Raw genomic sequence first — 26,783 nt, 5'->3', positions numbered from 1 at the left:
TTTCTCCTTTTTATTTAGTTCCGTTAAATTGAACACCAACTTTAAATACAGGTACTTTTTTGCCATCAATTTCTTTTAAATAAATTGATGTTGGTGCCTGTGAAAATGTTTTTCCGTTTTCTGAAATACTTTCTGCTGTACCTAAATCTATTTCTAATGTTTTTGTTCCTTTAGAATTATCTGAAAAGTAAATTTTATATTCATGGTTTGGTGTTAATAATTTATTTGAATAATTAGACATGATTGCATAATCACTTACTCATGCGGTAAACCCTTGTCCTTGATGATGACCATTTGAATCAGTATAATTATATCTTTCATCACCTAACCAATGACGTGAAGTTGGGTTGTTTTCGTTATTAACATTTTGTGTTTTATAATAGAACATATTACTACTATTCTTTTTGTTAATTTTAATTGTTTTAACCTCTTGTGTTTCTAAATCTTCAAATACTAAATAATCAACTTTGTTTATATCCTCATTATTTAGATAACCAAACATAGCTATTGCGTCTTTATCTGTATTTCTTCAAATGTTAGAAACATTACGTTTTCCGACACCTTGAGATTGAATATAGTATTCTCAATAAGCTTTTGCTCTATCTGATACAACATTACCTTCTAAATCAGTGATACGTATTGTATCATCTTGGATTGAGTTACCTTCATCATCATAAAGTCTAAAATTAATAAAATCTCTATATCAACGATCTTTAAATCAACCATTATTAATTGATTGGAAACGTCCTAAATATAAAGGAGATTTATTTTGGTCATCAGAGAAATTATCGTTTGATGCTAAATCACTAGGTGAATATGATGTTCCTATTTTTTCTGATCTATATTTATCTTCGTTATCATTTTTTTGTTCAAATTCAACAATTGTATTTTGAACAGTTTCTTTTTCTTCACCCTTAAACTTAAACATTAAATCTCTTCATTTAGCTGTATACGAACCGTCTAAAACATATTCTAAACCTGTATTTGATTCATTTAACCCTGATAAAAAGCTTGGTAAGTTTCTATATTCATCTTGAGAAGGTGAATATGTTATTTGTAAGTTATCACGATTGATTGTTTCAGCAAATGAATATGTATAATCTGAGAATAATTCATTAAATTTACGTTCTGTTTTTGTCTTAAAGTAAGCTTCAACATCTGAAGTTGGTTTAATTTTTTTGGTTTTTCCTCTTGCGAATGATAATAATATATCTTTAAATTGGAATTTTGAAAGTCTTAAATTGTATAAAAGTTGAGTTGTATACATTTGAATTTTATCGTCCAAAATTAAGTCATCAAATAATGAAAATTGGTCTAAGTCAACTTGATTTTCATCAGCAAAACTTTGATATGTATCAAAGAATTTTTTAACGGAAATTGATCATTGATCATTTTCTCTCGCTTTATCACTTACAACAACACCATCTGATTTAAATAAGCCGTATCCTAAATCTTTATCAAAAATTCAACCGTATCTTAATTCATTTTCCTTACTTTCATTGATTTTATCTCTTATTTGTTTAAAAGTATGATCTCTTGTAAATAAGTTCAATGATGAATTAGTGAATCTTTTCATTATTTCATTTGCATATTGTTGTTCGTTATTACTTTCTATCAATTTATTATAGTAAGATTTTTCTTCAGAAGTTAATTTTTCTTCTTTGGCTAAGGCAATCTTTAATTCTCTTGCAAATTTAGGGATATCAAATCTAGCTTTAACATAGTCTAAATCTCAATTTACTACGTTATTTGCGACATCTAAAATTGCTTTTGTTGTATCGACACTTGTAAAAGCAAGGAATGTATCAAAATCATTAAATTGAATATCAAAACCATAATTTTTGATTCCATTAGTACCTGTTACATAGTAACTATTAAATAGATTGTTTTCAATATCTTTAGCAACAATTCCTTGATTAATTTTTAATGTACGAAATTCCGCAAAATTAGGAAGAGTTGGGTTTATAGTATTTTTCGAAACAACATCACCGCTTCCGTTAATCATTAAGAAACTATTATTTGCGACATCACGTCCGATAAATTTAGCAACAAAAGGACTCATTCAATCCATGAATTGTTTTTGTTCTAATTGTTTTAAAATATCAGCACTTAATTGTCCATCTAGAAAACCTGTTGTAAAAATTTGTTTTAAATTAACATTTGGTAAATACTGTTCATTTTCGCTTAATCATAATACATGTTTACCACCAGCAGAAAGAGTTTCGTAAGTACCACCTGTACCTAAATATAATTCAAGTATTACATCAACAAATGATGAATCTGCTTTTGATTTTTCAGAATATGGATTTAAATAAAATTCTTCTTGAACTAATGGATTTTTAATGATATTGTTTTTATTAATTTTTGCAAATCTATCATAAAGAACTTCTCCATCTTCTCCATAATATTTAGCAATAAAGTAAGATGCATTTATTCCGCCATCACTACGTTTTCTTGATTTTACATTATCTAAATATGGTAATAATAATGTTTTATTATAATTTGGACTAAGTTCTGAGAATAAAGTTCCTAAAAGCGGGAATTCAACACTAGTTTTTGGTTCTAATGAAGTATTAGATGTATTTGAATCTCACCCATTAATTGAGTAATTATCTACAATAAGTGATTTAATTGTATCTTCGGCATCTTTAATTTGTTTGTTTACATATTGTAGTGTTATATTAACATTTGTATTTGTTCCTTGTTTACCAATTTGATAAAAAGGGTTATTTTCAGCGGATGTAAAATCAATTCCTAAAGGAACATTAATAATAGGGGTTTTATCTTTATTAAAGATTAAAACTTTATCTATCTTAATAAATTCACCCTTATCATTTCTTTCACCTTCAACAATTTTAGGTAATATTTCTCCGTTATATTCATAAAAATCTATCAAATTACCCATACCATCTTTAGCTTTACCTTTAAGCATATCTAAAGACGCTTTTTTAAATCTTCAAACTCCGTCTGCATCTTGAACCATATATTTTACTGGATATTGTTCATCTGAATTTTTTGATGGGTTAAGTGTACCCGAGTTTTGATCTAATGTATTCATCAATCATAAGTCAGAAACATTTAATCATTTCTTATCTTCTGTCGAAGTTAGTCCGTTTTGTTTTCTACGTGATTCGGTTGCTTTAAGAAGCCCTTCGTATGTTTGTAAAAATCTACGATTATTATTTAATAATGCATCTTTCAAGTTTTCGTTACCAACTTTATTTCCTCAAACATTTTCAGGTTTTTCAACTGTTCTTTCATTGTTGATAATTTCGTTATTTTCTTTTTTAGGTAAATTAAATAATAAATATTCTCCATCATTTTCTTCAGAAACAATATTAGGTTGGTTTAGAAGTGGTGAAGAATTTAAACTTAAATGTGTTCTAGCTTTTAAGTATAAATCAATAACATCTCTTTTGTAGTAATTTTGTATATTAGGTGTTGAACCAGGTGTTAATGCAGAACCAAAAATTGGTTTGTTGCCTTTATCACCTAAATCTTGTGCTGAATTTAATGTCATGTGGTGACCATATTCGTGAGCAGCAACAAATTTAAGAAAATCAGCCGCAAGTCCTTTGTAATTTTTATTGTTCATTGCGATTAATGATCAAATACCAACACGTGAATCTGGGTTCAATCCAAAATATTTACCATTTTCTAAAACATATTCGAATTCACCTTTAGAATTTAATTTTCTTACTAGGTGCTCTCCTTCAAGAGTTTCAGTTGCTCAAGGAACTTTTTTAACAAGCGAACTAGCAAAACCATCATAAGCTTCTACATAAACGCTATATGTAGAAACATTTTTAACACCTTCTGGTGTACTAATATTTTTGCTTCCTTCTTCTTTAATTGCAAATGGTTGCACAACTGATTTATATTCAATGACATTAAATAAATCTTTTACTTGATCAAGGGCATCACCATTTTCTTTTTCATCAATATTTGCATCTACATTAAACTTAACAAATCTGGTATTTAAATAACTTTCAAAATCATTTCCTTCATTATTAACATATTCTTTAAGTGTTAGATAAAGTTTTGTTCCTTTTTTCTCAACTTTATTTAGTTTTACATTGAAAATATTATTTTCACTAAACTCTACTAAATTTGTCTCTGGTGTTATAATTCCAGCTTTAGTTAATTTTTGAATTAAATCGATTTTAGAATTTGAAACATATAAAGGGTTTTTCTTTGAAATTGTTAATCCTTCAGAACTATTCATAGCTTCTAATCACACTTTTGAAGCAATATCTCTATTGATAATTTTCTTTGCATTTTCAAAAGTTTGATCCATTACCGTTTTATATTTTGATTCAATTTCCTTAAATGTATTAAAGCTTAATTTTAATTGATCTGCATAATCGGAACTTTTACGTGTAAATGCTTCTGCTGAATCATAAGTTTTATCTCTAAGTTTTGTATATTCTGTTACATCTGTATTAAATCTATCTATTTGAGTTTTAAATTGTTCTCAAGCGGCAGGATTTTCTTCTTCGAAGTCATATTCCATTTCACCACCCTCTTCAAAATCTTCATTATCCCAATGTTCACTTAAGATATCGTATGCTCCATTTGCGATTTTTCCAAAGCTTGAATCTTCATCCATTTCAGTTTTAGCCACCAATCCTTTATAATACTCAGCTAAAACTTCATATTTTCTCTTTATTTCCTTTAATTCCGCAATTTTTTCAGGTTTTTTTTCTTCGCTAGAATTTAATTTGTCTATCTCGTTTTCAAGTTCTTCAATTTTTTCTGTGTAATCTTCAACTAATTTATTATTAGTTTCATATAAATTGTATCTATATTCGATTATTGGTTTAAAAATTGCAGCAATTCATTTAATGCGCTCTTCTTTGGTATCATTTTCTCCGCGAAAACCAAAACTCATAAAAACTGGATTGGAAATGATAGAAAAGTATCTTTTAATTAAATCGTCAAAATTATTTAATCCAAATTCTTGTTCTAATCTTCTTAAATAATTTAACGAATCTTTGAAATCATTCAATATTGTTTGAAGATTTTTATTTGAATTAGCTAAACTAATATTAAAGCTATCTATAGCATCAATGCTTTCTGAAATTAAATCATTCATGTATTGATTGGCGGTTGGGTCTAATAAATCAGCATCAGCTATTTTATTAATTATGTTGTTTAATGATACTTTAAATTTTTCTGAAACCATTTTATGGTAAGAATCGAATTCCGGTTTTAAACTAGCGGTAATTTCTGCGGCTTCAGTATAAATTCTTACAAAATCTTTTAATTTTTCACTAACTTTCGCTTTAAAGAAAACTAATTTTTCTTGTATCTCTTGTCTTAATGAATCTGATTTGTCTAAAATAGACATAAAATCATCTTTATATTCTGCCAAATCATCATTTTCCAGCAATGATTTTTCAATTTCTTTATAGAATACTCTAGATCCATTTTCTTCTGCTTCTGATAAACTTTTTAAAGTCATAACTACAACATAATTACGAATATTTTGTTTATATTCTTTAGAAAGGTCATCTAATTCTTTTTTTGTATTTTCAAACTCTTCTAATAAATTAGAATAATTTGAACTATTTAAACTATTATCAATTTTAGTTGATTGATTTTTTAACTCTTCATCGTTTAAAAATTCATCTTTAACTTTCAAAGTATCACTCAATTTTTTATTTATTTCTGTAATAGCTTTTTGTTTAAAATCATTTTGTTTTTCTGTTGTAGCATAAGGATCTGAAATAGAATTAATTTTTGGTGCATATACATAAAAATCACTTCTTTCAGAACGACCAGTAGCCTCTTTATCTGCTTTGGTTCTTAAAAATCCATCAATATTGTAGTACTCTCTCCAATTAATTTGGGTGTCGTCAGACAACTTATTAAGTTCATCAACTGCTATTAATTGTGTTGGTATATAACCTAAATCAATAGAATATAAAACATAACGATCTGATTCTGGTTTTAACTCAGCAAAAACATTACCATTTAAAACTTCGCTATATAAGTTGAATGATGGTCTATTTTGAATAATAAAATCATGAACTAATTTAACATAGTCAAATTTTTGTTGAATAGTAGAATTATTGTAATCTATCTCATTTTGTTCAATCTCATTTAATTTGTCTAATAATTTTTTCAAATTAATTACAGTTTCAAACTTTTCTGAACCTAATCCGGCTTTAACTAAAGTTTCTTCTAGCAATCTTTTTTGTTCTTCTAAATTAATTTCTCTTTTTCTTGCAACTAAATCAGAAATATTTTTATGAGCTTGTTTTAATTGCTCGTCAGTAGGAATTAATTGAGTGTATTCATCAATTTTAGCTTGAGATCTATTTACTGCATCTAAATAATCTGAAATTTGTAATTCTAAATCTTCAATTTCTTTATTTAATTTATAAATTTTAAAATGTAATTCTTTTAAATCTTCTTCATCTTCTGTTTCTTTTAATTCTTCCTGAAGTTTTAAAATTTCGGAATTCTTAGCTTCTACCTGTGCACTTAATTCATCTACTTTAGCTTGATTAGTTTTTTTGTTTTCTTCATACGCAACTAAAATATCTTTAAATTCTTTTTTACTTTTTTGAACGACATCATTATTTTTAACAATTTCCTCGTCGATCTCTTTTAATGATTGTTGAGATTCTATATATTTATCAATGTTGTCAAAGACTTGTTGATCTAATGATTCATTTTTTAAAATAAATTGATCATATAATGCTCTAATATCAGATGATAAATTACTAAAATTAATACGGTTATGGTCTATACCTTGTTCAATACTTTCTACTGTTTCAGGAACTGCATATTGTTCATCACCTTTATCGTCTATATATCTGTATTCAGCATCATTAATAGCATTAAATAAAGCAATTGATTTACCATCATCAAAGAAAATTCTTAAATATTTATCTGAATAACCGTGCTCAATACCTTCGTTATAGAAATCGTATTTAATATTAATAATTGTTTTTTCTTCAAAAGTAAATTTATCTAAATCATTTAGAGTATTAAATTTATCTAAATTTGAATACTGTTTGGCATATTCACTAAATTTGACTTTAGCTTCTTCGATGTTTTTAGCGTAGACAATTGATAAATAATCTGAAGGTATATTAATTCTTGATTTTTCAATTGAACTAAATGAATTTTCTTTTATTGATTCAGGTAAAGAACCTGAAACAACAAAAACTTTTTTATTCTTTAAAGAACGAACATCGCTAATTTTTCTAAATGAAAAACGACGAAGTGTTTCTAATGATGTATTTGAAAATGAATTATATTTTGTAACATTCGATAAGAATTTTTGAACTTCTTCATAACTTCATAATTTTTTATTAATTTTATACAATAAAGAATCTGAAGCATTTCCGGCACCACTGAGGGTACTGTGTAATGGTATTGAACCAAAGAAAGCATCAGGGTAAAATTTAATTTGTGTATATTCTTTATTTTCGTTTGAGTGAGCCCCTAAAGTAATGCTATTACCATGTTGTTCAACCCCTTTAACAATTGAAAACTCTTTAAGTGTTATTATTTCAGGACCTCATGAAACGTTTTTCATGAATCATTGTGTAAAATTATAAAAATCAACAGCATTAACAGCTTCTAAATATTCATTATAAAAGTCAAAATTACCATATCTTATATTTAAAAACGGTAATGAATGATTCTCTTCGAAATAATCATTCAAGAATTTATCATAATCAACTCAATTACCATTGACTAAAACTTCACCATTTGCTCCTTTTAATGGATCAAATTCAGCAATTAATGTTGCTTTGTCTGTGGTAACAAAAGACACTTTTGCTTTGCTAACTTCAACAAATTCATTTTTTAATTCATTTTTTTCAACACCTTTTTCGGCTTGTTGATTAACTGAATTATATTTAAGCAAAGAAATTGTTGTGGCTGTTGCGGCAAAAATAAGAGCAGCTGAAATTACATATTTAGGTCAAACAGAAGCTCTTCAATTGAACTTTTTTCTTTTTTTGTTTTTCATATTTCCTTTCGTAAATATTATTTAATATATTTTTCATGTATTTCTGTCATTATTTCGCCAACAGCAGCGGTTTTTGCGTAGTAACTTAATAAATCACTTAATAAGAAATTTTGTTCTGGATCATCTTCTATATATGTTAATAAGTCTGAACCAAATCTAATAAATGAGTTCGACAAGAAAACGTCCATTTCTGAAAGTTTATTTAAAAATGTATAGTATTGCATTCTTTTTTCTACCAATCTTGTTTTTAATTCTTCTGAACTTTCGTTGTTTTTAAACAGAAAATCATATAAACTTTTGGCGTATTCAGATTCTATTTCATTAAATTTATCATATATAACCTTTGGAGTTATTTCTGTAACTGATTCAAAAAATTCGTTATTAACATTTTGAGAGTTTTCTTTCGAATCTCCTTCTTTTACTTCAATGTCAAAACTATTTAATGTACCATCAACATTCATTATAGAATTATAATTTTGTTTATTTGAAACACTTGTTAATTCTTTGTTTAAGAAATTAGCTAAATCACGATCATGGTATGTTTCAGTACCTTGAGGATCTACATGTAATTGTATTTTTTCATATTCTGATTTATTATTATTTTTTCAATAACGTAATAGAACTATAATTTCTTGCGAAGCTAATATTTTTGAAAGAGGTAATGATTTTTCTCTTTTGCTTTCGTATCTTTTTATATCATTGTCATAACTTTCTAAGGTTTCTTCTAATATTTTTGAAATAGGTGGAACACCATCTGAAGTAGAACCAATATGATTTATTTCGCTTATTGCAAATTCTATTATTTCATCTAATTCGTTTGTTATGTTATTAGATTTGTTTAATTTATCAATAGAAGAATCAATTTTTGTATTAAATAAATTTAAAATATTTTTTAAAGGTGTGCGAACCTTTTCTAATTCACTTTCACTAAATTCGGATCAAGCTTTCCCGCTACTAAAAATTTCTTCAAGTTCACTTAAATATATGTTAGACAATTCTTTTTTATTATTTAATAATTTTATAACTTCCGCTTTATCTAATGATGTATTTTTTAAAACTTTAATATCATTTAATATTTTAATAATATTAACGAAAATCTTAGTTTGAGAATCATAATCATCACCTTCTAATTCATAATATTCTGTTTGTAATCATTCATTAAACTCTTGAATAAGACTTTTATTTGTATTACTTTCTTCACTATCACTTGTTTTTCCGATAAACATTTTCATAAAATTATTTGACTCTAATACGATTTTATTCATATTATCTTTTAATTCTTGATCATCATCATCTTCTTTATTATTAGCCAAATCTTTTGACGTTTCAAGTGTGTTTTTTAATTGGTTTAATAAATTAATAACTTTATTGGTTTTATCGCCATACATATGACCTCATTCTCCAATAATATTATTATTTTCATCTATATTTGGGTTTAACTTTTCTACAAATTCGTCTATGATAGGAATCATTTTTTCGTATGCATTAAGAATTGATTCTTTTGCTGTTTCATTATCAGAATCAAAATTTAATAAGAATGCTTCTAATAATTCTTTTTGTTTTTTAAAACTTTCTTGATCTCTTTCTTTGTTTTTAGTTGATTCTCTTATTAATTTATCATACTTAGCTGAATTATCTAATTTTAATAATTCTAACAATTTTGGATCTTCAAGATTATCACCTGTTAATGTGTAAAATTTTATAATTTTTTTCGAAATCTCTATTTCTTTTTTTACTATTTGATATTTTGTATATCTTAAAAATGATTTTTGGAATGTAGAAGTGTCCATGCCTTTTATATTTTTGATTGATTGAGAATATTTATCATAAAAATTTTTGTATAAATATTTAGATTCATTATCACTTTTTTGAGATAAAGGTTTAAATTCGTCCTCGAATATTTTTGCAAAACTATTATTGTTGTTGCTATCAAACTCTTGGTTAACTTCAGCATCATAATCTTGCTTCTCTTTTGTATTATCTACTAAGTATCCATCTAATAATACCGCTTTTGCGTCATTAACAAATTTATTTAAATCTTCTCAAACATTAAATTCGTTAAAGTAAGTTAAATTATTTGGTAATAAAAGAACATTTATTCTATCGATTATCGATTTAACTGAGTTATATAATTTATCATATCTAACTGAGTTGATATATGTTCTAACATTAGAATCGATTCATTGTTTATAAATACCTTGTAATTCAAGTACTTTAGCTTTGGCTTCTGAAATGAATTTAGGATCAATTATTTGTTTATAAACAGGGAATAATGAAACTCTAAATTCGCTATCATCAATTTTTAATGAAGGCAATAAACTACGCATATTTGGTGATGAAAAATCAATAAATTTGTTTGCTACACCATCGCCACCATCTTGTTCAAGATTATATCAAAATGAAATTTGATGTTGAAGTAATGATGATTCATCAATTGCTTGTTGATATTTTTCTACATAAGATTGAAGTCTATCTAATAAGTCTTGTTTATTTTCATAAGTACCTTGCGGTTTCGAATTAACAATACTAATGATTTTATTTAAATCCCTAATTCTTCATTGAAATAGTAGGTCCATTTCTTCTGATTTAGGTGTATATACAGTTATAGGATTAATTGTGTCATCGATGTACTCATAAATTAATTTACTTCTACTTAGAAGGTGGAATACTGTACTTTCTCAAGTTCATAAATTAGCAAAATCTTCTTCAGTTGTAGCAACATCTGCATTTGTACTAATTATACTTGCTACTATTTGATCTAATAGACTTTTTTCTTTACTATAAGTTTCTGGTTTTTGTTCTTTAAGTGCAGTGGTAAAATCAGAAACTATAAAATTGCTAATTTGATTATATAAATTTCTTACTGATAAACCGTTTCTCTCGATAGCAGTTCCACTCATAACTTGAATTTTTCTAGTCAATTCATCTATTTTTCCAGATAATTCTATTAACTCGTTGTTTTTAGAATCTTTTTCTGTCACTGATTCACTCAATTCATTTTTTAATCTTGTGATTTCATTATCTTTTGCTCTTGAATTATTTTCATTTTGTTCTCTATACTTTTTATATTCTAATTGTAACTTTTTATAATCATCACTATTTTTTGTATTTGAGTTAGTATTAGAACAAGAAACTAAAGATACTAATCCAGCTGATGTTAGTGTTAAACTTATTGTTTTTAATCAAAATTTTCTTTTCATTTTTATCTCCTTTTATAAACAAATAAAAAAAGCTTTATATGCTATATAACATACAAAGACTTTTTAAATATTATAATATATTGAATAATACCAAAAGAAATGTATATCTATAGCGCCAATGGTTAAACCAAAGAGTAGAAATCTTTTATGCTTTTCTACCAGCAAAAGTAATTGTCATTACTTAAGCTTCGGCTATTGAATCCTTTCATTAATTTCTTCGTTTACCAACTCAATTAATTACTAATATTAACAGCACCTCTATAGACACAATAGATTTCAATACAATCATTAAAATCCATTATGTATAGTTCAACAATACAAAGTGAATTTTATGACTAAATTAAATAGATTTAATCCGGGTAAATCTATTTCTAATAATCATAAACATATTAGAGTAATGTTGATTTGCTTTTTTCATATTTTTATTATATATTAAAAAACTAAAAAATAAAATAAAAATTGTTTTTTAATTTAAAAAGTATATAATACTGCTTTTTTAAGTGTTTAAAGTTATTTATAAACGCAATATAATATATAAATTCTCCTCATTTAATAATTAAAAAATCAGACTAAAATCTGATTTTTTAATTATTATATTTTGCAAGCTTGACATTCTAAATTTTCGCTTCCTTCAAGAACATCTTGACGAACACGAACATAATAAATAGAACTACATTTTTTAGTAAATGCTCTTATATAAGCTTTATTCAAATCACGTGTAGTAGCTTGATCTGTCATAAATAATGTCAACGAAATGGCCTGGTCAACATGTTGCTGAGCAACGGCAACAAGATCAATAATTGGATTTGGACCTAATTCATAAGCACCATCTAAATAGTATTTTAAATTTTCATTACTTACTTGATAAGCAGGTACATAAACACGGCCAACTTTACCTTCTTTACGAACTTCAACAGGAGAAACTACAGGTTGTAAACTTGGTGTACATGAAGATAAATAAGAAATACTTCCTGTTGGGGCAATTGCCATCAGATGCGAATTTGCTAAGCCGTATTTTCTAATTTTTAAATCTAATTCAACTCAATCTTGCTGTGTTGGGATTTGAACATGATATTTATCGAAAATATCAATAATTTTTTGTGTTTTAGGAGTAAACTTATCAGGTTCACATTTTGTATATTTTGATAAATATTCGCCATTTGCAAATTCTGAAATATCAAATGATTTAAATTTACCAACTTCTCTAGCAATTTTGTTTGAAGTTTTGAATGCATGATATGCCACTGTATAAAAGAAAATATTAGTAAAATCTAAAGCTTCTTCACTACTATAATAAATTTCATTTGTTGCCAAAAATCCATGCATATTCATCGCTCCAAGACCTAAAGCGTGATTATTACTATTTCCGTTATTAACTGAAGGAGCAGAACTTAAATCAGCAATTCTTGATACTTTATCAAGAGCACGAATTGAACGTTCAACTACAGAACCAAATTCACTTCCTGAATCCATAATTTTAGCTATATTCAAACTACCTAAATTACATGAAATATCTTCACCTATTTTTTTAACGGATAAATCAGTATCAAATTCTGTTTCTGTTGAAACCTGAGCAATTTCTGAACATAGGTTTGACATAACAATTCTTCCACGATTTTTATGTGGATTGTTTTGATTGACAGTATCATCGAAAAGTATATATGGATATCCTGACTCAAAATGTAATTCAGCTATAGTTTGAAATAACTTACGAGCACTAATATAAGTTTTTTTAATTTTTGGGTTTTTAACTAAATTATCATATTCTTTAGTGATTGAAATATCACTCATTGGCACACCGTAAACATCTTTGATATCTTTTGGAGAAAATAACGCCATTTGTTGGTTTTGTTTAGCTAATTCAAAAGTAATATCAGGAACAATTAGACCTAAAGAAAGCGACTTAATTCTTATTTTTTCATCTGCATTTTCACGTTTAGTGTCTAAAAATGACATAACTTCAGGGTGGTGAACATTTAAATAAACAGCACCAGCACCTGGCCTTTGACCAAGTTGATTTGCATAACTAAAACTATCTTCTAGAATTTTCATTACTGGGATAATACCAGATGATTGATTTTCTAATTTCTTAATAGGAGCACCAAATTCTCGTAAGTTAGTTAAACATAGTGCAACACCTCCAGCACGTTTAGATAATTGTAATGAAGTTGAAATCCCACGGGCTATTGATTCCATATTATCTTCAACACGTAATAAATAACATGAAACAAACTCTCCACGTTGTTTCTTACCAGCATTTAAAAATGTTGGTGTAGCAGGTTGAAAATACCCTAAAATCATATCCTTTAATATTTTTTTGGCTAATTCTTTATCACCTCCGCCAAGTAATAATGAATTCATTACAACTCTATGCGTATAAGTTTCAAGATACTCTTTTTCATCAAAGCTTTTCAAACAATATGTTGAAAAGAATTTAAACGCACCCATAAATCCGGGGAATTTATGTTTAAAACTTAAACCATATTCTGTTAATTCGATAACATATTCATAACCATATTTACCTACTAATTCTTCTTCGTAGTAGTCGTTTTTTACTAAAAATTGTAATCTTTCTAACTCTGAATCAAAATGTTTTAATCTAGGTAAAACATGTGAAATCATATATTGCTTAGCCGCTTCTTTATCTGCTTCAAAATCATATTTCCCATTCATTTGAAGACCAGCTAAAGCATTTAATGCAATATATTTATCATCTTCTTTATTTAATTTGTTATAGGTTTTATTCATTTATACCTCAAAAATTTTTTAAGATCTTTTGTAGTCTCTCTACATCTGATGGGGTACCTCTAAGTTCATATTGATATAAAAGAGGAACTTTTAATTTTGATGTTAACACACTTCCTGCTAAGGCAAAAGTGTTATTAAAATTTGTATTCCCTGATGCAACAACACCTCTACAATGAGATCTATTCTTTTCGTTATTTAAAAACTTAATGACTTGTTTTGGCACAGCACCACTTGTAAATTCTCCGCCACCAGAATATGTTGGACAAAATAAAACATAATCAAAATTAAGTTCAATACTTTCTTCTATTTCATAAGGAATAGCTGTACTATTAAAACCTAATTTTTTAACAAATGTTTCTGTATTTTTTGTATTTGTACTAAAGTAAACGCAATGAATATTACCGGTAGGTTTCACAACGTTATCTAATTTAATTGTATCTAATTTCATATTAAAAATCTCAATCCTCATCTTCTGTTTCTTCGCTTACACCCATAACATAACTACTTCCATTTCCTGAGAAGAAATCATGATTTTCATCTGCTCGAGCAGATAACTGCGCAAATACTTCTGGTTTAATTTTTGTTTCTTCATCTGTAAACGGTGAATCATAACCTAAATTTTGTAAAAATTTACCTGCATTATATAAACTAAATTTTATTGCATCCTCAGCTAAATTTTCACCATCACTTAGATGGAAACCATCATAAAGTTCGTATAAGAACTTTTTCTCTAAATCGATAAGTTCATACATTAATTTAAAAACAAACTCTTTCATTTCTGCTTGTTTTTCAACCGATTCTTTTTCGATCTTACGTTGATATTTATAACCGCTATAGTAATTATGAATTACTTTATCACGTAAAATTAAACGAATAATGTCACTTGTGTTTGGTAATTTTGAACGTGCAGATAAATAAAACGGCAAGTAAAATCCACCATACAATAAAAATCCCGGCATAAGCGCTGATGCCACTTTAGATTTAAGCGGATCATCTCCTACATAATATGGTATAAGAGCCTTAGCTCTCGCTTGTAAAGCGTCATTTGCCACAACTCATTCATGAGCTTCTTCAATTTGTTCACTTGAACATAGTGTACTAAAAATTGTTCCATAACTTCTAGCATGTACACCAACCATAAATGCAAAGTTAGCATAAATTACTTGTTCGTGATCTGTTGTAGAATGCGGAATTTGCGCTGTGTCAGAAACTGTTGCTTGAACAGTATCTAACAATGTTAAACCTGTAAAAGTTCTTGTCACTAATTGTTGTCATTTTTCATCTAAAGTATTTCATGATTTTAAATCATTTGATACAGGAATTTTTTCTGGTAGTCAAAAGTTTTGTGTAACTCTATTTCATACTTCTAAATCTTTGTCATCATTTATTCAATTTCAGTTAACACTTCTTAATCTACCTTTGAAACCATTTTGATAATATTCAATTGGCGAAACTGAATCATAATAATATTGATTTTTTATCTTTATTTTTTTATTTTCCATTTTTTGTTGCTCCTCAATTTTAATTTAGTTATTAGCCCGTAAACCGCTACTACGGGTTAATATATAATACAATATTTCAAGGCTGTTTTTTAGAAAAAAATTAAAATAAAAAATAGTTAAAAATTTTTGTTTTTTATCCTTAAATTTTGGTATGATTTTAGATTAACTTATTTTGTTAAACTAAAGTAAAATAATTATTTTATGTCTATACCGTAGGCATTTTAATAATATAACTTATTATTTTCATAAATTTTCCGTATGCATAATGAGATATATTTTTGTACCACATTTACCACTTTTATTTTCACATTAAAGTGGTGAGTTTTGTTTCGAATTAATAGGTCGAAATATAGGTTAAAAGTTAAGAAAAAATACCAAAGATATTAACTTATGCTTGGTATTTAAAACTTTAAAAAATTTAATGTATTTTAGTTATCATTATATCCGTTTTCAATTGTTGAAAAAACATGTTTTCAGTGTTGTTCACGTTCTTTGATTTTTTCATCATCATATGATAAACCAAGTATTCTATTATTGAAAAACTGAAGTTTTCTTCAAAATATCCTTTACCTTCTTCTTTATCAAGTTTAATTAATTTTTTGTTACCACCATGTCTAGAATTTAAGTAATTTCCTCATCTCTGAGCAACACCTTCAGTTCCGGTTGCTGAACCAATGTATAATTTTCCAGTTTTGTTATCTGTTAAACAATATACACCTTTAATTCCTTCTAGTGTTTCTCTATATGTTGGTAAAATTGTTCCATTAAAAATAAATTTTAATTTTTTGTATTCTAAGTGAACTTTATCATATCCTTCGAATTTTTCACCACTATATTTTGTTGGTAATAATTCTTTTACTGTTGGGTTTCAACTAAGGAATGTTTCCATAAGGAATGCATATCTTGAATATTTATTACCTTTGTTAAGATTAATGATTAATTTTCCAAAGTATGGTTTATATTTATCAATAACTTTGATTTTTGCTTGATTTGCTTTTGGATCTTCTTCATTAAATATACTACTTTCCGGAAGCTCTTCAATTACAGCTGCAGACACAAATAATCATTCGTCTTTTTTTGGCAATTGAACAAAACTAAATACAGTTTGACCTTTATCGTAGTTTCTTACGTTTTCGTATTGTCATCCACGGAATAAACGCACAAATGTACCGCTTTCTTTTACTTTTTCGTCTTGTTCTAATCATTCATCAACAAATTTAGGAGCATCATCTCCGCACCTAATTTCATTGAAAGTTCTACTTTCATATTTTTAATCTGCTCTTCAGTTAAATTAAAAAAATCTTTTACTTCAATTTTCATTTTTCTCCGTTTTAAATATTTATTTAAATTTAAAAATTATATCATTTTGTTGCATAATATATTAATTTAAATGTTTAATTCATTAGTACTTTTTTGAGTTAATACTAGTCAAAAAGTATAAAAAATAGCAAAGTATCATTTGCTATTTAATTATAATTAAACTTCATCGTCTTCGTCAATTAAATCATCTTCAACATCGACATTTCCAAATATTTCGTTCTTAATTTCTAATAACATTTCTTTTTGTTTATTAGAAATTCTCTTATTATTTTTAACTGGTTTTTGCTCTTCTTGCGGTTGAGTGTTTCTATTATTTGTAAACTTAATTTTTTTAGTAATTAAATCTGAATCAGGTTGTTCATCAGTGAAAATAATTGTAGGTATAATAATCGGATTTCTTCTTTTTTCTTTGTAGAATAAAGAACTTAAACGATCGATAATTATTTTTTCTAAGTCTTCTTTAGTTCAATCTTTTACATTCTTAATTTGGTGTAAAACAGCACCATTACTTACCCTTTTAGCTTCCTCAACTAAGTTCTTAGAAGTTTTAACAAAGAAACTACCACGAGTTATTATTTGAGGTCTAGAAATAATATTATTATTTTCTTTATCAATATAAAAAATAATATTTACAAAACCGGATTTTTTTAATATCTCGCGTTCTTTTAATGTCTCTGAACTAGTGGTTAAAACTGTATGACCATCAATATAAACCGGACCGTAATTTACCTTTTTATTTGTTTTGTAAATTTCTTGATCTAACATTTCGTAAACAACACCTTTATCAAAAATAATTACATTAGAATCTTTAACACCATTTTCTTTAGCAGTATTACCATGAGTAACACTCATACGATACTCACCATGATATGGTAAAAAGTATTTAGGTTTAGTTAATTGGAATATTTTATCATGTTCTCATTTGTAAGCATGACCTGAAGTATGTAAGTAACCATCTACTCCGTTTTCTTTTATAATTGCGCCTAATTTGTATAATCTATTAATTAATAATTCAACAACCATCCTGTTTCCTGGAATTGGGCTAGATGAAAAAATAATTGTATCATTTTTTGTTATTTTAATACTTGCATGTTTACCGTAGCTCATTCTAGATAAAGCTGCAAGTTGTTCCCCTTGAGAACCCGTTGTTAAAATAACCAAATCTTGGTCTTTCACTGTTGCTAATTGTCTTTTTTCAATTAAAACATCATCACCAACATTAATGTAGCCTAATTTTCTACCGATTTTAACACCTTGAATCATTGAACGACCAAATGTTATAACTTTTTTACCTAATTTTTCAGCAAGTTCAATAATTACCTTTACTCTAGTTAAGTTAGACGCAAAAGTTGTAACGATTAATTTTCTTTTTGCATTAACCATGATGTTTTCAATATCGTTCAGAATATCGCTTTCGGAAGGTGAGTGATTTGGTCTCATGGCATTTGTCGAATCGGAAAGTAGCGCTGTAAGTCCTTCCTTACCAATTTGATCTAGACGAGCAAAATCTGTATAGTTACCTATTGGTGTATAATCAAACCTAAAATCACCGGTGCACATTACACTACCATTTGGTGTAGTTATTCTAACTCCAAAAGCATCTGGAATAGAGTGTTGTGCTGTTCAAAAATCTACTTTACAATTATTTTCAAACTTATATACAGCACTTTTTTCTATTTCTATAAATTCTATTTTTTTATTAATACGTTGCTCTTCGAATTTAAGTTTTAAATATTGAATTGCAATTCTTGGCGCAAATATTTTGTTTAAATTTGTTTGTTTAACTAAATAAATTACTCCACCAATATGATCTTCGTGACCGTGTGTTATAAACAAACCTTCAATTACTTTATTTTCTTGGTTTAGGTATTCATAGTTAGGTATGATACCTTTAACACCAGTGTTAAAAGTGTCAGCAAACTTTATACCAGCATCAATTACAAAAATATGATCTTCATGATCAATAACTAAAGTTGATTTTCCAATTTCCTGAAAACCACCTAAAGCTATCAATTTTGTAGGTGTTTTTTCTTTTTTTGATAGCATGAAATCTCCTAAATTATTAAATTTGAAAAAATGAATAATACTTTAATTTTAAGTACTAATACTATTATATAATAAAATAAAATATACTAAAATAAGTATATATATTATAATACTTATAAAGGAGTTTTATATGTTAAGAATAATAAGTGGAATCTATAAAAATAGACTAATACAAGAGCCGGACTTAAAAATAACTAGACCCACAACAAATAAAGTTAGAGAGGCTATTTTTTCATCTATACAATTCAAAATTATTGATAAAAATATACTTGATTTATTTTCAGGTTCGGGGGCTTTATCTATTGAAGCCGTAAGTAGAGGTGCATCAAAAGCAATCGCAATTGAGAAAAATAGAGAAGTTTATAAAACATTAACTTCTAATATTAACTCATTAAAAATTAAGAATATAAGAACTTTAAATATTGATGCAAATGATTTTTTAAATAAAAACAGCGACTCTTTTGATTTTATTTTTTTAGATGCTCCGTACAATGAATATCAACTTGTAAATAGTGTTTTAGAAAAAATCGGTGAAAAGTCTTTATTAAACTCGAATGGTGAAATAATACTAGAAACAAATAAAATAAATGAAATAATTATTCCAAATAAATTTAGAATTTTTAAACAAAAAAGATACGGAAGGATAGATATTTTATATATTTGTTATGAAAATGAATAACTTTTTTAAGGATGATATTTTAAAAATTGAATGTAACGAAATAACATACGAAGGATATGGAGCTGCTAGATTTGAAAAATATAGTATTTTTGTCCCGAACTTTTTACCAGGAGAAATTGCTAAAATTAAATTAAATCAAATTTATTCAAAATATGCATTCGGAGAAGTTGTTGAATTTATAAAAAAATCAAGTTTTAGATTGAAAGATAAACAATATCTTCAATACAATAATGCTTCATTAGTAAATTTAGAATATAAAAAACAAATTGAATTTAAAAGCGAATATTTTCATAAATTAATTAAATGAAATTTAGGTATTGAAGATAAACTAATATATGATTTTGTAAGTTCTCCAGTTACTAAAAATTACAGAAATAAAGCAAGATTCCCTTTCTTGATAACTTCAGATAACATTGACATAGGTCAATATCAAAGAAGAAGTAATAAAATCATAAAATTAGATCAAGATTTAATTTTAGTTGATAAAAAATTAGAATTAAAAATTAAACAAATAATTACACTAATTAAAAAATATTATTCAAACAACGAGAATAAATCATTTTTCAAAGAACTAACGGTTAGAATTGGAGAAAATAATAAGTTACAAATAATAATTGAAATTACTAATTTTTTTAATTTAGATAGCAACTTAATTGAAGAACTAAAAAATACAAATAATATTAATCAATTATTTTTAAAACTGGAAAACAAATACATAAAATTAATCAATATTAGTACTTTAAATATGCGAATTAATGATAAACAATTTCTTGTAAATCCAACTAATTTTTTTCAAGTAAATAGTTTTGTTTCATCTTTAATGTTTAACAAAATAAAAGAAATTAATTTAAATTCAAATAAAAAAATACTAATAGACCTATTTTGCGGTGTTGGAGTAATTTCTCAACTTATTGCAACTAATAATCAACGAATAATAGGTGTAGATATAGATAGAAACTCTATAGATTTGGCGAACCAAAATAAAGAAATTAATAAAGTTAATGGTACATATTATTCTGGAGATGCTTTTAAAATAATTGAATCTAAGGCTAAAAAAATAAATCTTGAAGATTCATTAGTAGTGGTCGACCCTCCAAGAAGTGGATTAAACGAATCTATAATACAGTGATTTGAAATTAAAAAAATTAAAGAAATAATTTATATGTCTTGCGATCCTAAAAGTCTAATTAGAGACTTAAAATTATTTCAAAAATTAAATTATAAAATTAATTTTATACAAGGTTTTGATATGTTTCCAAATACAGAACATATCGAGTCAATTACTTATTTAAAAAAAGATTAGAAACATACAATCTAATCTTTTTTATTTTTGTGTTAAAAAAATCAAATATACAACAACGCCTATTAGAGCTAAAACAGCTATAAACGACAATAATGCAATTATATAAATAATTTTGTTTTTATTATATTTTTTTATTTCTTCAACGGGTAAATGGTTTTCGTTGATTACTTCTTCAATAACTTTAGTAAATTGCTTTTCAATTTTATTTTTACTTTTTTTCATAAATTACTTTAATTCAGGCATTATAGAAATACCAATAGCCTCATTACCGGTATGGGCTGCAATACTTAATGGTAAGTAGTTTTTTGTCGAAGGTTGTAATTGCTCTTGAGAATCAACAAAATCATTAGCTTCTTTATCTAAACCGTGGACAATATCTAAATAAAATTTAGCTTTAGGATCTAATTCTCTCATTTTGTCAATGAAACTATTTGTTAATCCATAAGCTTTATTAAGAGCGTTTTTAAAAGTTAATTTAATAGAATGAGGACTAATTGTGCCATCTTCCTTATATTCAAAAATGGGGAAAATTTTAACTTTACTTAAAATAAACTTTTTAATCGAACTTAACCTACCGCTTTTTATAAGATTTTCTAGGGCTTTTGGAACAAAATATGTTTTTGAAGTTTCGTTAATTTCATTAACTTTTTCAAATAAATCATTTATTTGAAAATCTCTTTGTTCATAAAGTCATTTTATATGCTCGGCAACTCTAACTAACTGAGTATTAAATAAATGAGTTTCCATTATAAAAATATTTTTTAATTTTTGTGCAATATTTCTAGCATGTTGAATGGTGCTTGACATATGTGATGAAATACCTAAATAAACAACTTCATCAAACTCTTTAGAAAACTTTTCGAAAACTTCTGTCATAAAACCTAAACTAGGTGATGATGTTTTTATAACAAGTTCTTTATTGTCATATTCTTTAAGTATTTTTTCACTATTTTCTCCTGTATCATAGTATATTTTATTATTAAATTGAATTTCCAAAGGTAAAAAACCATACCCCTTTTCATTTGCCTCGGTAATTGACATACAAGAAAATGAATCTAAAATAATTCCTAATTTTTTCATATGATAAGTATAGCAAATAATAAAAAAATTAATATTAAAAAAGTACTTTGTTATTTTTAATAAAAAAATTACAAAAAGCCTTAAAAAAACACTAATATTAATTTATATTAATATATTTAATATATTAAAGTATAATTAAAAGCATGATTAAAAACAAAATTAAATTAATTTTTTATACCGTAATATCTTTCGGTTTAATATGAATTAAATGAAAAAAACAAGCTAAAAAACCTGCTAACACTTTTTTTCAACTAGATTACTTACCGTTCAAACTCGATGATGTTATAAAAAGTTTGGGTGGTAAAAAAAATATTATAGATTTAGATTTAAAACCTTCAAGAGTAAATTTGCATATAAAAAATTCTAAAATTGTAAATACTGAAGAATTGAAAAACACAAAAGGAATAACAGGTGTATTTTTAAAAAGCAACTCTATTTCATTAATACTCGGAGAATTTTCAAAAATTTTCTACGAAATTGTTCTAAAGGAGGTTCGTGATGCAAAATAAATATCAAGTCATATTAGATAATATGTTAGATGTATTACAAAACGATGCATCCATTTTTACTAGTGTTGACAATAAAAAATATTTTGATATTTTTAAAATATTAAAAAACGATGATTTTAACAAATTGATCAAAAACAAAGATTTTGAAATCAGTTTAATTAATGATAAAATCAATAATTTAATAACAAAAATTTCTTACGCAAATAGCATTGAAGAAATTAATCATATATTGGTAAACCAAAATAAAACAAATTTTGCTTTTAACGAAATCGGAAAAGATGTTGAACTTAAAGTCGCTCAGCAAAAAATTATTAATGAATTAAGTAAAAGGTATCAAAAATCATTAAGAAGTTGAAACGAACTTAAATTAAAGGTAAATGAAATACTTGATGAAAGTAATGTTTGATCTTTACATATTGGTTTCTTATTTGTTAGATTGAGAAAAGATGAAAAGGCAATTTATGCACCTTTATTTCTTAAAGAAGTAGAGATAATTAATAGAAACAACAAACCTTTCTTAAGAAGTAAAGGCGGAATTAAAATTAATGAAAAATTAATTTTTTGATTAAATGCTCAAGGATTCCAAATTAAACTAGATGAAAATTTCGAAGAATTTACAATTTACGACTTAAGAAATAAAATAAAATATGATTGACAAGATTTATACCAACTTCCAATCCATGATTTTGACAAATTCACAAATATTGATCCAGAAAAAATAACAAATGAAAATATTATATTTTACACAGGTACTGTTTTAGGTATTTTTATGCCTTCTGGTGGATATTCTAGAAATAGAATGAAAGAAATTATTGAAAATAATGAAATTGATTCTATTATAAATGTTGACTTTAATAAAAATAGATATAAAAATACTATAAACAATCGTTTCTACACCAATAATTACAGCCTTAGAAACATAACTAAAACAAACAATTCTCAAGATACTGCTATTTTTTCATCACTATTGCAAAATACAGTTATATGAGGTCCTCCTGGTACTGGAAAATCCGAAACAATAATTAATCTTATTTCAAATATATTATTCAATGAATTAACAGCAGTTGTTGCTTCACAAAAAAAAGCAGCATTAGATGTTATTAAGGAAAGATTGGGTGTACTAAGTAGTTTTTGTTTATTTTTAAGTGATTCTAAAATATTAAAAAAAGAAGAATTTTATAAACCCATTAGAGAATATATTGATTATTTAGAAAATTATAATTCTAAAATTGAATTAGGCGATAAGCCAAATTTTAATGAAGCTGAAACACAATTCGTTCTTCAAGCTTCTGAATTGTTTAAAAATTCTCAAATACACTATATTTTAAAAGCTTATTATTATCTTTATAGAAAAAAAGTTAAAGTTAATTTAGATACCGATATCGAATATATAATGAATCTACCAAAGGATATTTATTATCCTTCAGAAGAATTTAACTCAGAGAATAATGTTAAAAAATTAATCTTAGAAAACAAACTTAAATATATGTTTTTCTTAAAAAAATATTGAAATGTAAAAAATATTGCTAAAGATATAAATTTAAAACTACCAGATTTTAACGGTAATTTACAAGATTTGACAAAATTCTTTAACGCAATTAATTATGATGGATTAATTTTTAATAATAATAGTCCATTTAGGCAACTTAACAACTTAATTCAATTAAGTAAGAACCTAAGAGCTAAACAAACATTTTACAAAAAAGAAGATATAAAAAAACATGTTGCCGGCGTAATTTTTAATAAAGTAAATAATTTTAGCGAAGAAAAAATGAAGCGTTACAAAGAATTTGCGCAGTCCGTTAAAGTAGAAAATTACCAACCATATAAATTCGTAAAAGAGTACATAGACATAATAAAAGTATTATTCCCAATCATTGTGGCCACTCCCGATTCGGATTTATCCGGTTGATCAAAAGAAGAGTTTGATTATTCCATTTTAGATGAATCAAGCCAAATGTTTATTGAAAACGGACTACCCATTCTTTATTTATCAAAAACTAAAATTCTTGCTGGAGATATAAAACAAATGCGTCCAAGCAATTGATTTGGATCTAGAAATACCGATGATACTATTTTTGGTAAAGTAGAATCATTATTAGATTATGTAATTTCCTTAGGTGTTTACCAAACTATTTTAAATAAAAATTACAGATCGAATTATGCTTCCTTAATGTCTTTCTCTTCAAAATATTTTTACGAATCTAATCTTGATGTAGTTGATTCTAACCTCGAAAATATCGAAGAACCTATAGAAGTATATGATGTAAATGGTATATGATCTGATAATAAAAATATTGCAGAAGCAAATAAGGTAATTGAAATATTAAAAGAAAATATTAACGATTTTAAAAAAATAATAATTTTAGGTTTTAACGCTAAACAAAGCGATTATATAACTAATTTAATTTTTGAAGATATGAATAATTATGAATTATTTGCTGAAAAACTAAATAATAAAGAATTATTAATAAGAAACGTAGAAAACATACAAGGTGATGAAGCTGATTTAATTATTGCTACAGTAGCATACGATCAAAACACAAAATTAAGTTCTACATATATTTGTCGTGAAAACGGTAAAAACGCATTAAACGTTGCTGTTTCAAGAGCAAAAACAAAAATGATAGTAGTAAAAACTATCAATTCAAGAGATATACAATTAACTCAAAATTCAACTTCAGACCTTATACTATTTAAAAATTGATTAGAGTTTTTAGAATCAGGTTCAAGTGGTAGACGTACTTTCTTAAAAAATATAGATAACTCACAAAAAGACACTCAACAAAACAATTCAAATTCTTATGAAGAATGATTTAAAAAATATGTAATAGATAGATTTGAACAAACTATCAAAAATAATCAAAATTATGAACTATTGAAAAATTATTCAGTAGGCTCAATAACTTTTGATTTTGTAATCCTTAAAAACAAGAGGGTTTTTAAAGGTTTTATTTTTGATACATTAAATTATGATAAAAGCATTAAAAGATATGCTTTAATAAGAGATAAATATTGATTCTTAAAAAGCAAAAAATATGACGTAACTATTATTAGCCCAATCTCTTGAATTGAACAACAAAAATTAATTAATATTTGATTTGAAACCGATGAAAATAATACAGAACAACAAACTCAAATATTAACAAACTCATATTTACTAAATAAAAATATTAATACATCAGATGAATCTATAGATAATAAAGAAATTAAGATAGACGAAAGAAATACTAAATTTATTTTTGATCAAAATAATGATAGTTCAAATTCAAAAGAAATTTTAAATAAAAAAGAATCTAATGTGGAAATTGAAAAACAAGAAGAAATTAAAATAAACAACAAAAATTCAAATACAATTTCTCAAACAAAATTTATAAATTTTGTTGAAGAAGAAAAAGATAAAAACATAAGCAACGATATATTGTTAAATGTTAAAAATCAATCACAAAAAGAATACACCCAAGAAATATTCGAAAATAATTATAATGATTTTATTACGCAAAAAACTAGAGAAATAAGCTTGAACAATAACAATGATAATGAAATAAAATTTGAACCTCATCAAAATTTTGATAATTTAGAAAAAAACGAAACTTTAAATAATAATGAATTAAATTACATTGAAAATAAAATTAAATATTCCGATATTTATAAAATTCCGGAAGATGAGTGAAGTTTGGACGATGAAGAATCTAAAGATATAGAAGATTTGCAAAATAATAAAAATTACTTTTTCAACGAAGAACACTCATTCGAAAAAAAAGATGATGAAATAACTAAAAAAGAGTTAAATCTAGAACAAAAAATAAATTCTGCTATGTCTTTTATCGCGAACTCAAATGAAGAAGAAAATAAAAACTTCAATCATATTGATCAAATAGTTGAAAACATTAACAAAGACGACGAGTGAATTAATTTTGAAGGAATACCAGGAACGGAAGAAGACGAAGATCTTTTAGATAATAACGAAGAATTCGAAAACGAAATAAAAAATATTACAAAAAAACTTAAAATAGATTTAGGAGATTATGAACAAAAAGACAAATAATAATGATTTATCATCACTTTTAGGATTATTCTCCAAGGATATCAAAAGAAAAATTATTTTGCATTTATATTCATGTCATGAAAATGAATGTGATGTTCTAACGCTAGCTAATAAATTTAATTCTAAGCAAGCTAACATTTCTAAACATTTAATGAATTTAAGAACTATGGAAATAGTGTACGCAAAAAAAGAAGGACATAATTTATATTATCAATTAATGCCTGATTTTAAAGAAAAATACTCAGAGTTCTTACAAATGATGTACAAAATGGACGATTCAAACAATCTAGAATGTGAATGTATTTACGATGGACACGAAGAAGGAAATGAGCTATTAAAAAATAGTTAATTATAAAAA

The 26,783-nt window shown here is 25.8% G+C and carries 15 protein-coding genes and 1 riboswitch; of the genes, 5 read left to right on the top strand and 10 right to left on the bottom strand.

Annotated elements, in window-relative coordinates; genetic code table 4:
• Positions 1 to 10: 10 nt before the first annotated feature.
• From JXZ93_RS01625 to JXZ93_RS01595, 8 genes are all read right to left on the bottom strand, one after another.
• The gene (locus JXZ93_RS01625) at positions 11 to 7,990 is read right to left on the bottom strand and encodes a PDxFFG protein (protein WP_205852535.1); all 7,980 of its coding nucleotides are present in this window, start codon (positions 7,988 to 7,990) and stop codon (positions 11 to 13) included.
• A 17-nt stretch (positions 7,991 to 8,007) separates the two neighbouring features.
• Complete coding sequence (locus tag JXZ93_RS01620; RefSeq protein WP_205852534.1) at positions 8,008 to 11,190, bottom strand: hypothetical protein; 3,183 nt, start codon at positions 11,188 to 11,190, stop codon at positions 8,008 to 8,010.
• A 102-nt stretch (positions 11,191 to 11,292) separates the two neighbouring features.
• Positions 11,293 to 11,459: riboswitch (Lysine riboswitch) on the bottom strand.
• Positions 11,460 to 11,781: 322 nt separating this feature from the next.
• Positions 11,782 to 13,938 (bottom strand): class 1b ribonucleoside-diphosphate reductase subunit alpha, encoded by a 2,157-nt coding sequence (gene nrdE / locus JXZ93_RS01615; protein ID WP_205852533.1) that lies wholly within the window; start codon positions 13,936 to 13,938, stop codon positions 11,782 to 11,784.
• On the bottom strand, positions 13,931 to 14,386 hold the full coding sequence (nrdI, locus tag JXZ93_RS01610) for a class Ib ribonucleoside-diphosphate reductase assembly flavoprotein NrdI (RefSeq protein ID WP_205851880.1): 456 nt from the start codon (positions 14,384 to 14,386) through the stop codon (positions 13,931 to 13,933). The genes nrdE and nrdI overlap by 8 nt, the downstream gene beginning before the upstream one ends.
• A 1-nt stretch (position 14,387) precedes the next feature.
• On the bottom strand, positions 14,388 to 15,440 hold the full coding sequence (gene nrdF / locus JXZ93_RS01605; protein WP_205851881.1) for a class 1b ribonucleoside-diphosphate reductase subunit beta: 1,053 nt from the start codon (positions 15,438 to 15,440) through the stop codon (positions 14,388 to 14,390).
• A 418-nt stretch (positions 15,441 to 15,858) separates the two neighbouring features.
• Positions 15,859 to 16,602, bottom strand: a complete 744-nt coding sequence (locus tag JXZ93_RS01600) for a hypothetical protein (protein WP_205852532.1) — start codon at positions 16,600 to 16,602, stop codon at positions 15,859 to 15,861.
• Between the two features lie 35 nt (positions 16,603 to 16,637).
• Entirely contained in the window at positions 16,638 to 16,760 is a 123-nt protein-coding gene (locus JXZ93_RS03995) for a hypothetical protein (RefSeq protein WP_277395244.1), read from the bottom strand.
• Between the two features lie 156 nt (positions 16,761 to 16,916).
• Positions 16,917 to 18,806 carry a ribonuclease J gene (locus JXZ93_RS01595; RefSeq protein WP_205852531.1) on the bottom strand — a complete coding sequence of 630 codons (1,890 nt, stop codon included), beginning with the start codon at positions 18,804 to 18,806 and terminating at the stop codon, positions 16,917 to 16,919.
• Between the two features lie 58 nt (positions 18,807 to 18,864).
• Here JXZ93_RS01595 and rsmD point away from each other — a divergent pair, with 58 nt between their 5' ends.
• Both rsmD and rlmD read left to right on the top strand, forming a co-directional pair.
• Positions 18,865 to 19,485 carry a 16S rRNA (guanine(966)-N(2))-methyltransferase RsmD gene (rsmD, locus tag JXZ93_RS01590; protein WP_374962837.1) on the top strand — a complete coding sequence of 207 codons (621 nt, stop codon included), beginning with the start codon at positions 18,865 to 18,867 and terminating at the stop codon, positions 19,483 to 19,485.
• Positions 19,478 to 20,788 (top strand): 23S rRNA (uracil(1939)-C(5))-methyltransferase RlmD, encoded by a 1,311-nt coding sequence (gene rlmD, locus JXZ93_RS01585; protein ID WP_205852530.1) that lies wholly within the window; start codon positions 19,478 to 19,480, stop codon positions 20,786 to 20,788. Before rsmD ends, rlmD begins: the two co-directional genes overlap by 8 nt.
• Before the next feature lie 21 nt (positions 20,789 to 20,809).
• On the opposite strand, the gene JXZ93_RS01580 is transcribed toward rlmD, so the two are convergent.
• Together JXZ93_RS01580 and JXZ93_RS01575 are read right to left on the bottom strand one after the other, a co-directional pair.
• On the bottom strand, positions 20,810 to 21,010 hold the full coding sequence (locus JXZ93_RS01580; RefSeq protein ID WP_205851885.1) for a hypothetical protein: 201 nt from the start codon (positions 21,008 to 21,010) through the stop codon (positions 20,810 to 20,812).
• 3 nt (positions 21,011 to 21,013) lie between these two features.
• Complete coding sequence (locus JXZ93_RS01575; RefSeq protein ID WP_205852529.1) at positions 21,014 to 21,868, bottom strand: DegV family protein; 855 nt, start codon at positions 21,866 to 21,868, stop codon at positions 21,014 to 21,016.
• A 143-nt stretch (positions 21,869 to 22,011) separates the two neighbouring features.
• Here JXZ93_RS01575 and JXZ93_RS01570 point away from each other — a divergent pair, with 143 nt between their 5' ends.
• Genes JXZ93_RS01570 through JXZ93_RS01560 form a run of 3 tightly spaced genes read left to right on the top strand, consistent with a single transcriptional unit; the run spans position 22,012 to position 26,774 of the window.
• A complete protein-coding gene (locus tag JXZ93_RS01570; RefSeq protein WP_205851887.1) occupies positions 22,012 to 22,377 on the top strand; it encodes a PTS sugar transporter subunit IIABC in 366 nt (121 codons plus the stop codon).
• Entirely contained in the window at positions 22,367 to 26,425 is a 4,059-nt protein-coding gene (locus JXZ93_RS01565; RefSeq protein WP_205852528.1) for an AAA domain-containing protein, read from the top strand. Before JXZ93_RS01570 ends, JXZ93_RS01565 begins: the two co-directional genes overlap by 11 nt.
• Positions 26,406 to 26,774: a helix-turn-helix transcriptional regulator gene (locus JXZ93_RS01560; RefSeq protein WP_205851889.1), complete on the top strand. Its 369-nt coding sequence runs from the start codon at positions 26,406 to 26,408 to the stop codon at positions 26,772 to 26,774. The genes JXZ93_RS01565 and JXZ93_RS01560 overlap by 20 nt, the downstream gene beginning before the upstream one ends.
• Positions 26,775 to 26,783 lie beyond the last annotated feature (9 nt).

The sequence above is a fragment of the Mycoplasma sp. CSL10166 genome (assembly GCF_017116885.1).
Classification (GTDB): domain Bacteria; phylum Bacillota_I; class Bacilli_A; order Mycoplasmatales; family Metamycoplasmataceae; genus Mycoplasmopsis.
The sequence above is the reverse complement of the archived record's forward strand: the minus strand, read 5'-3'. Positions and strand labels throughout refer to the sequence as shown.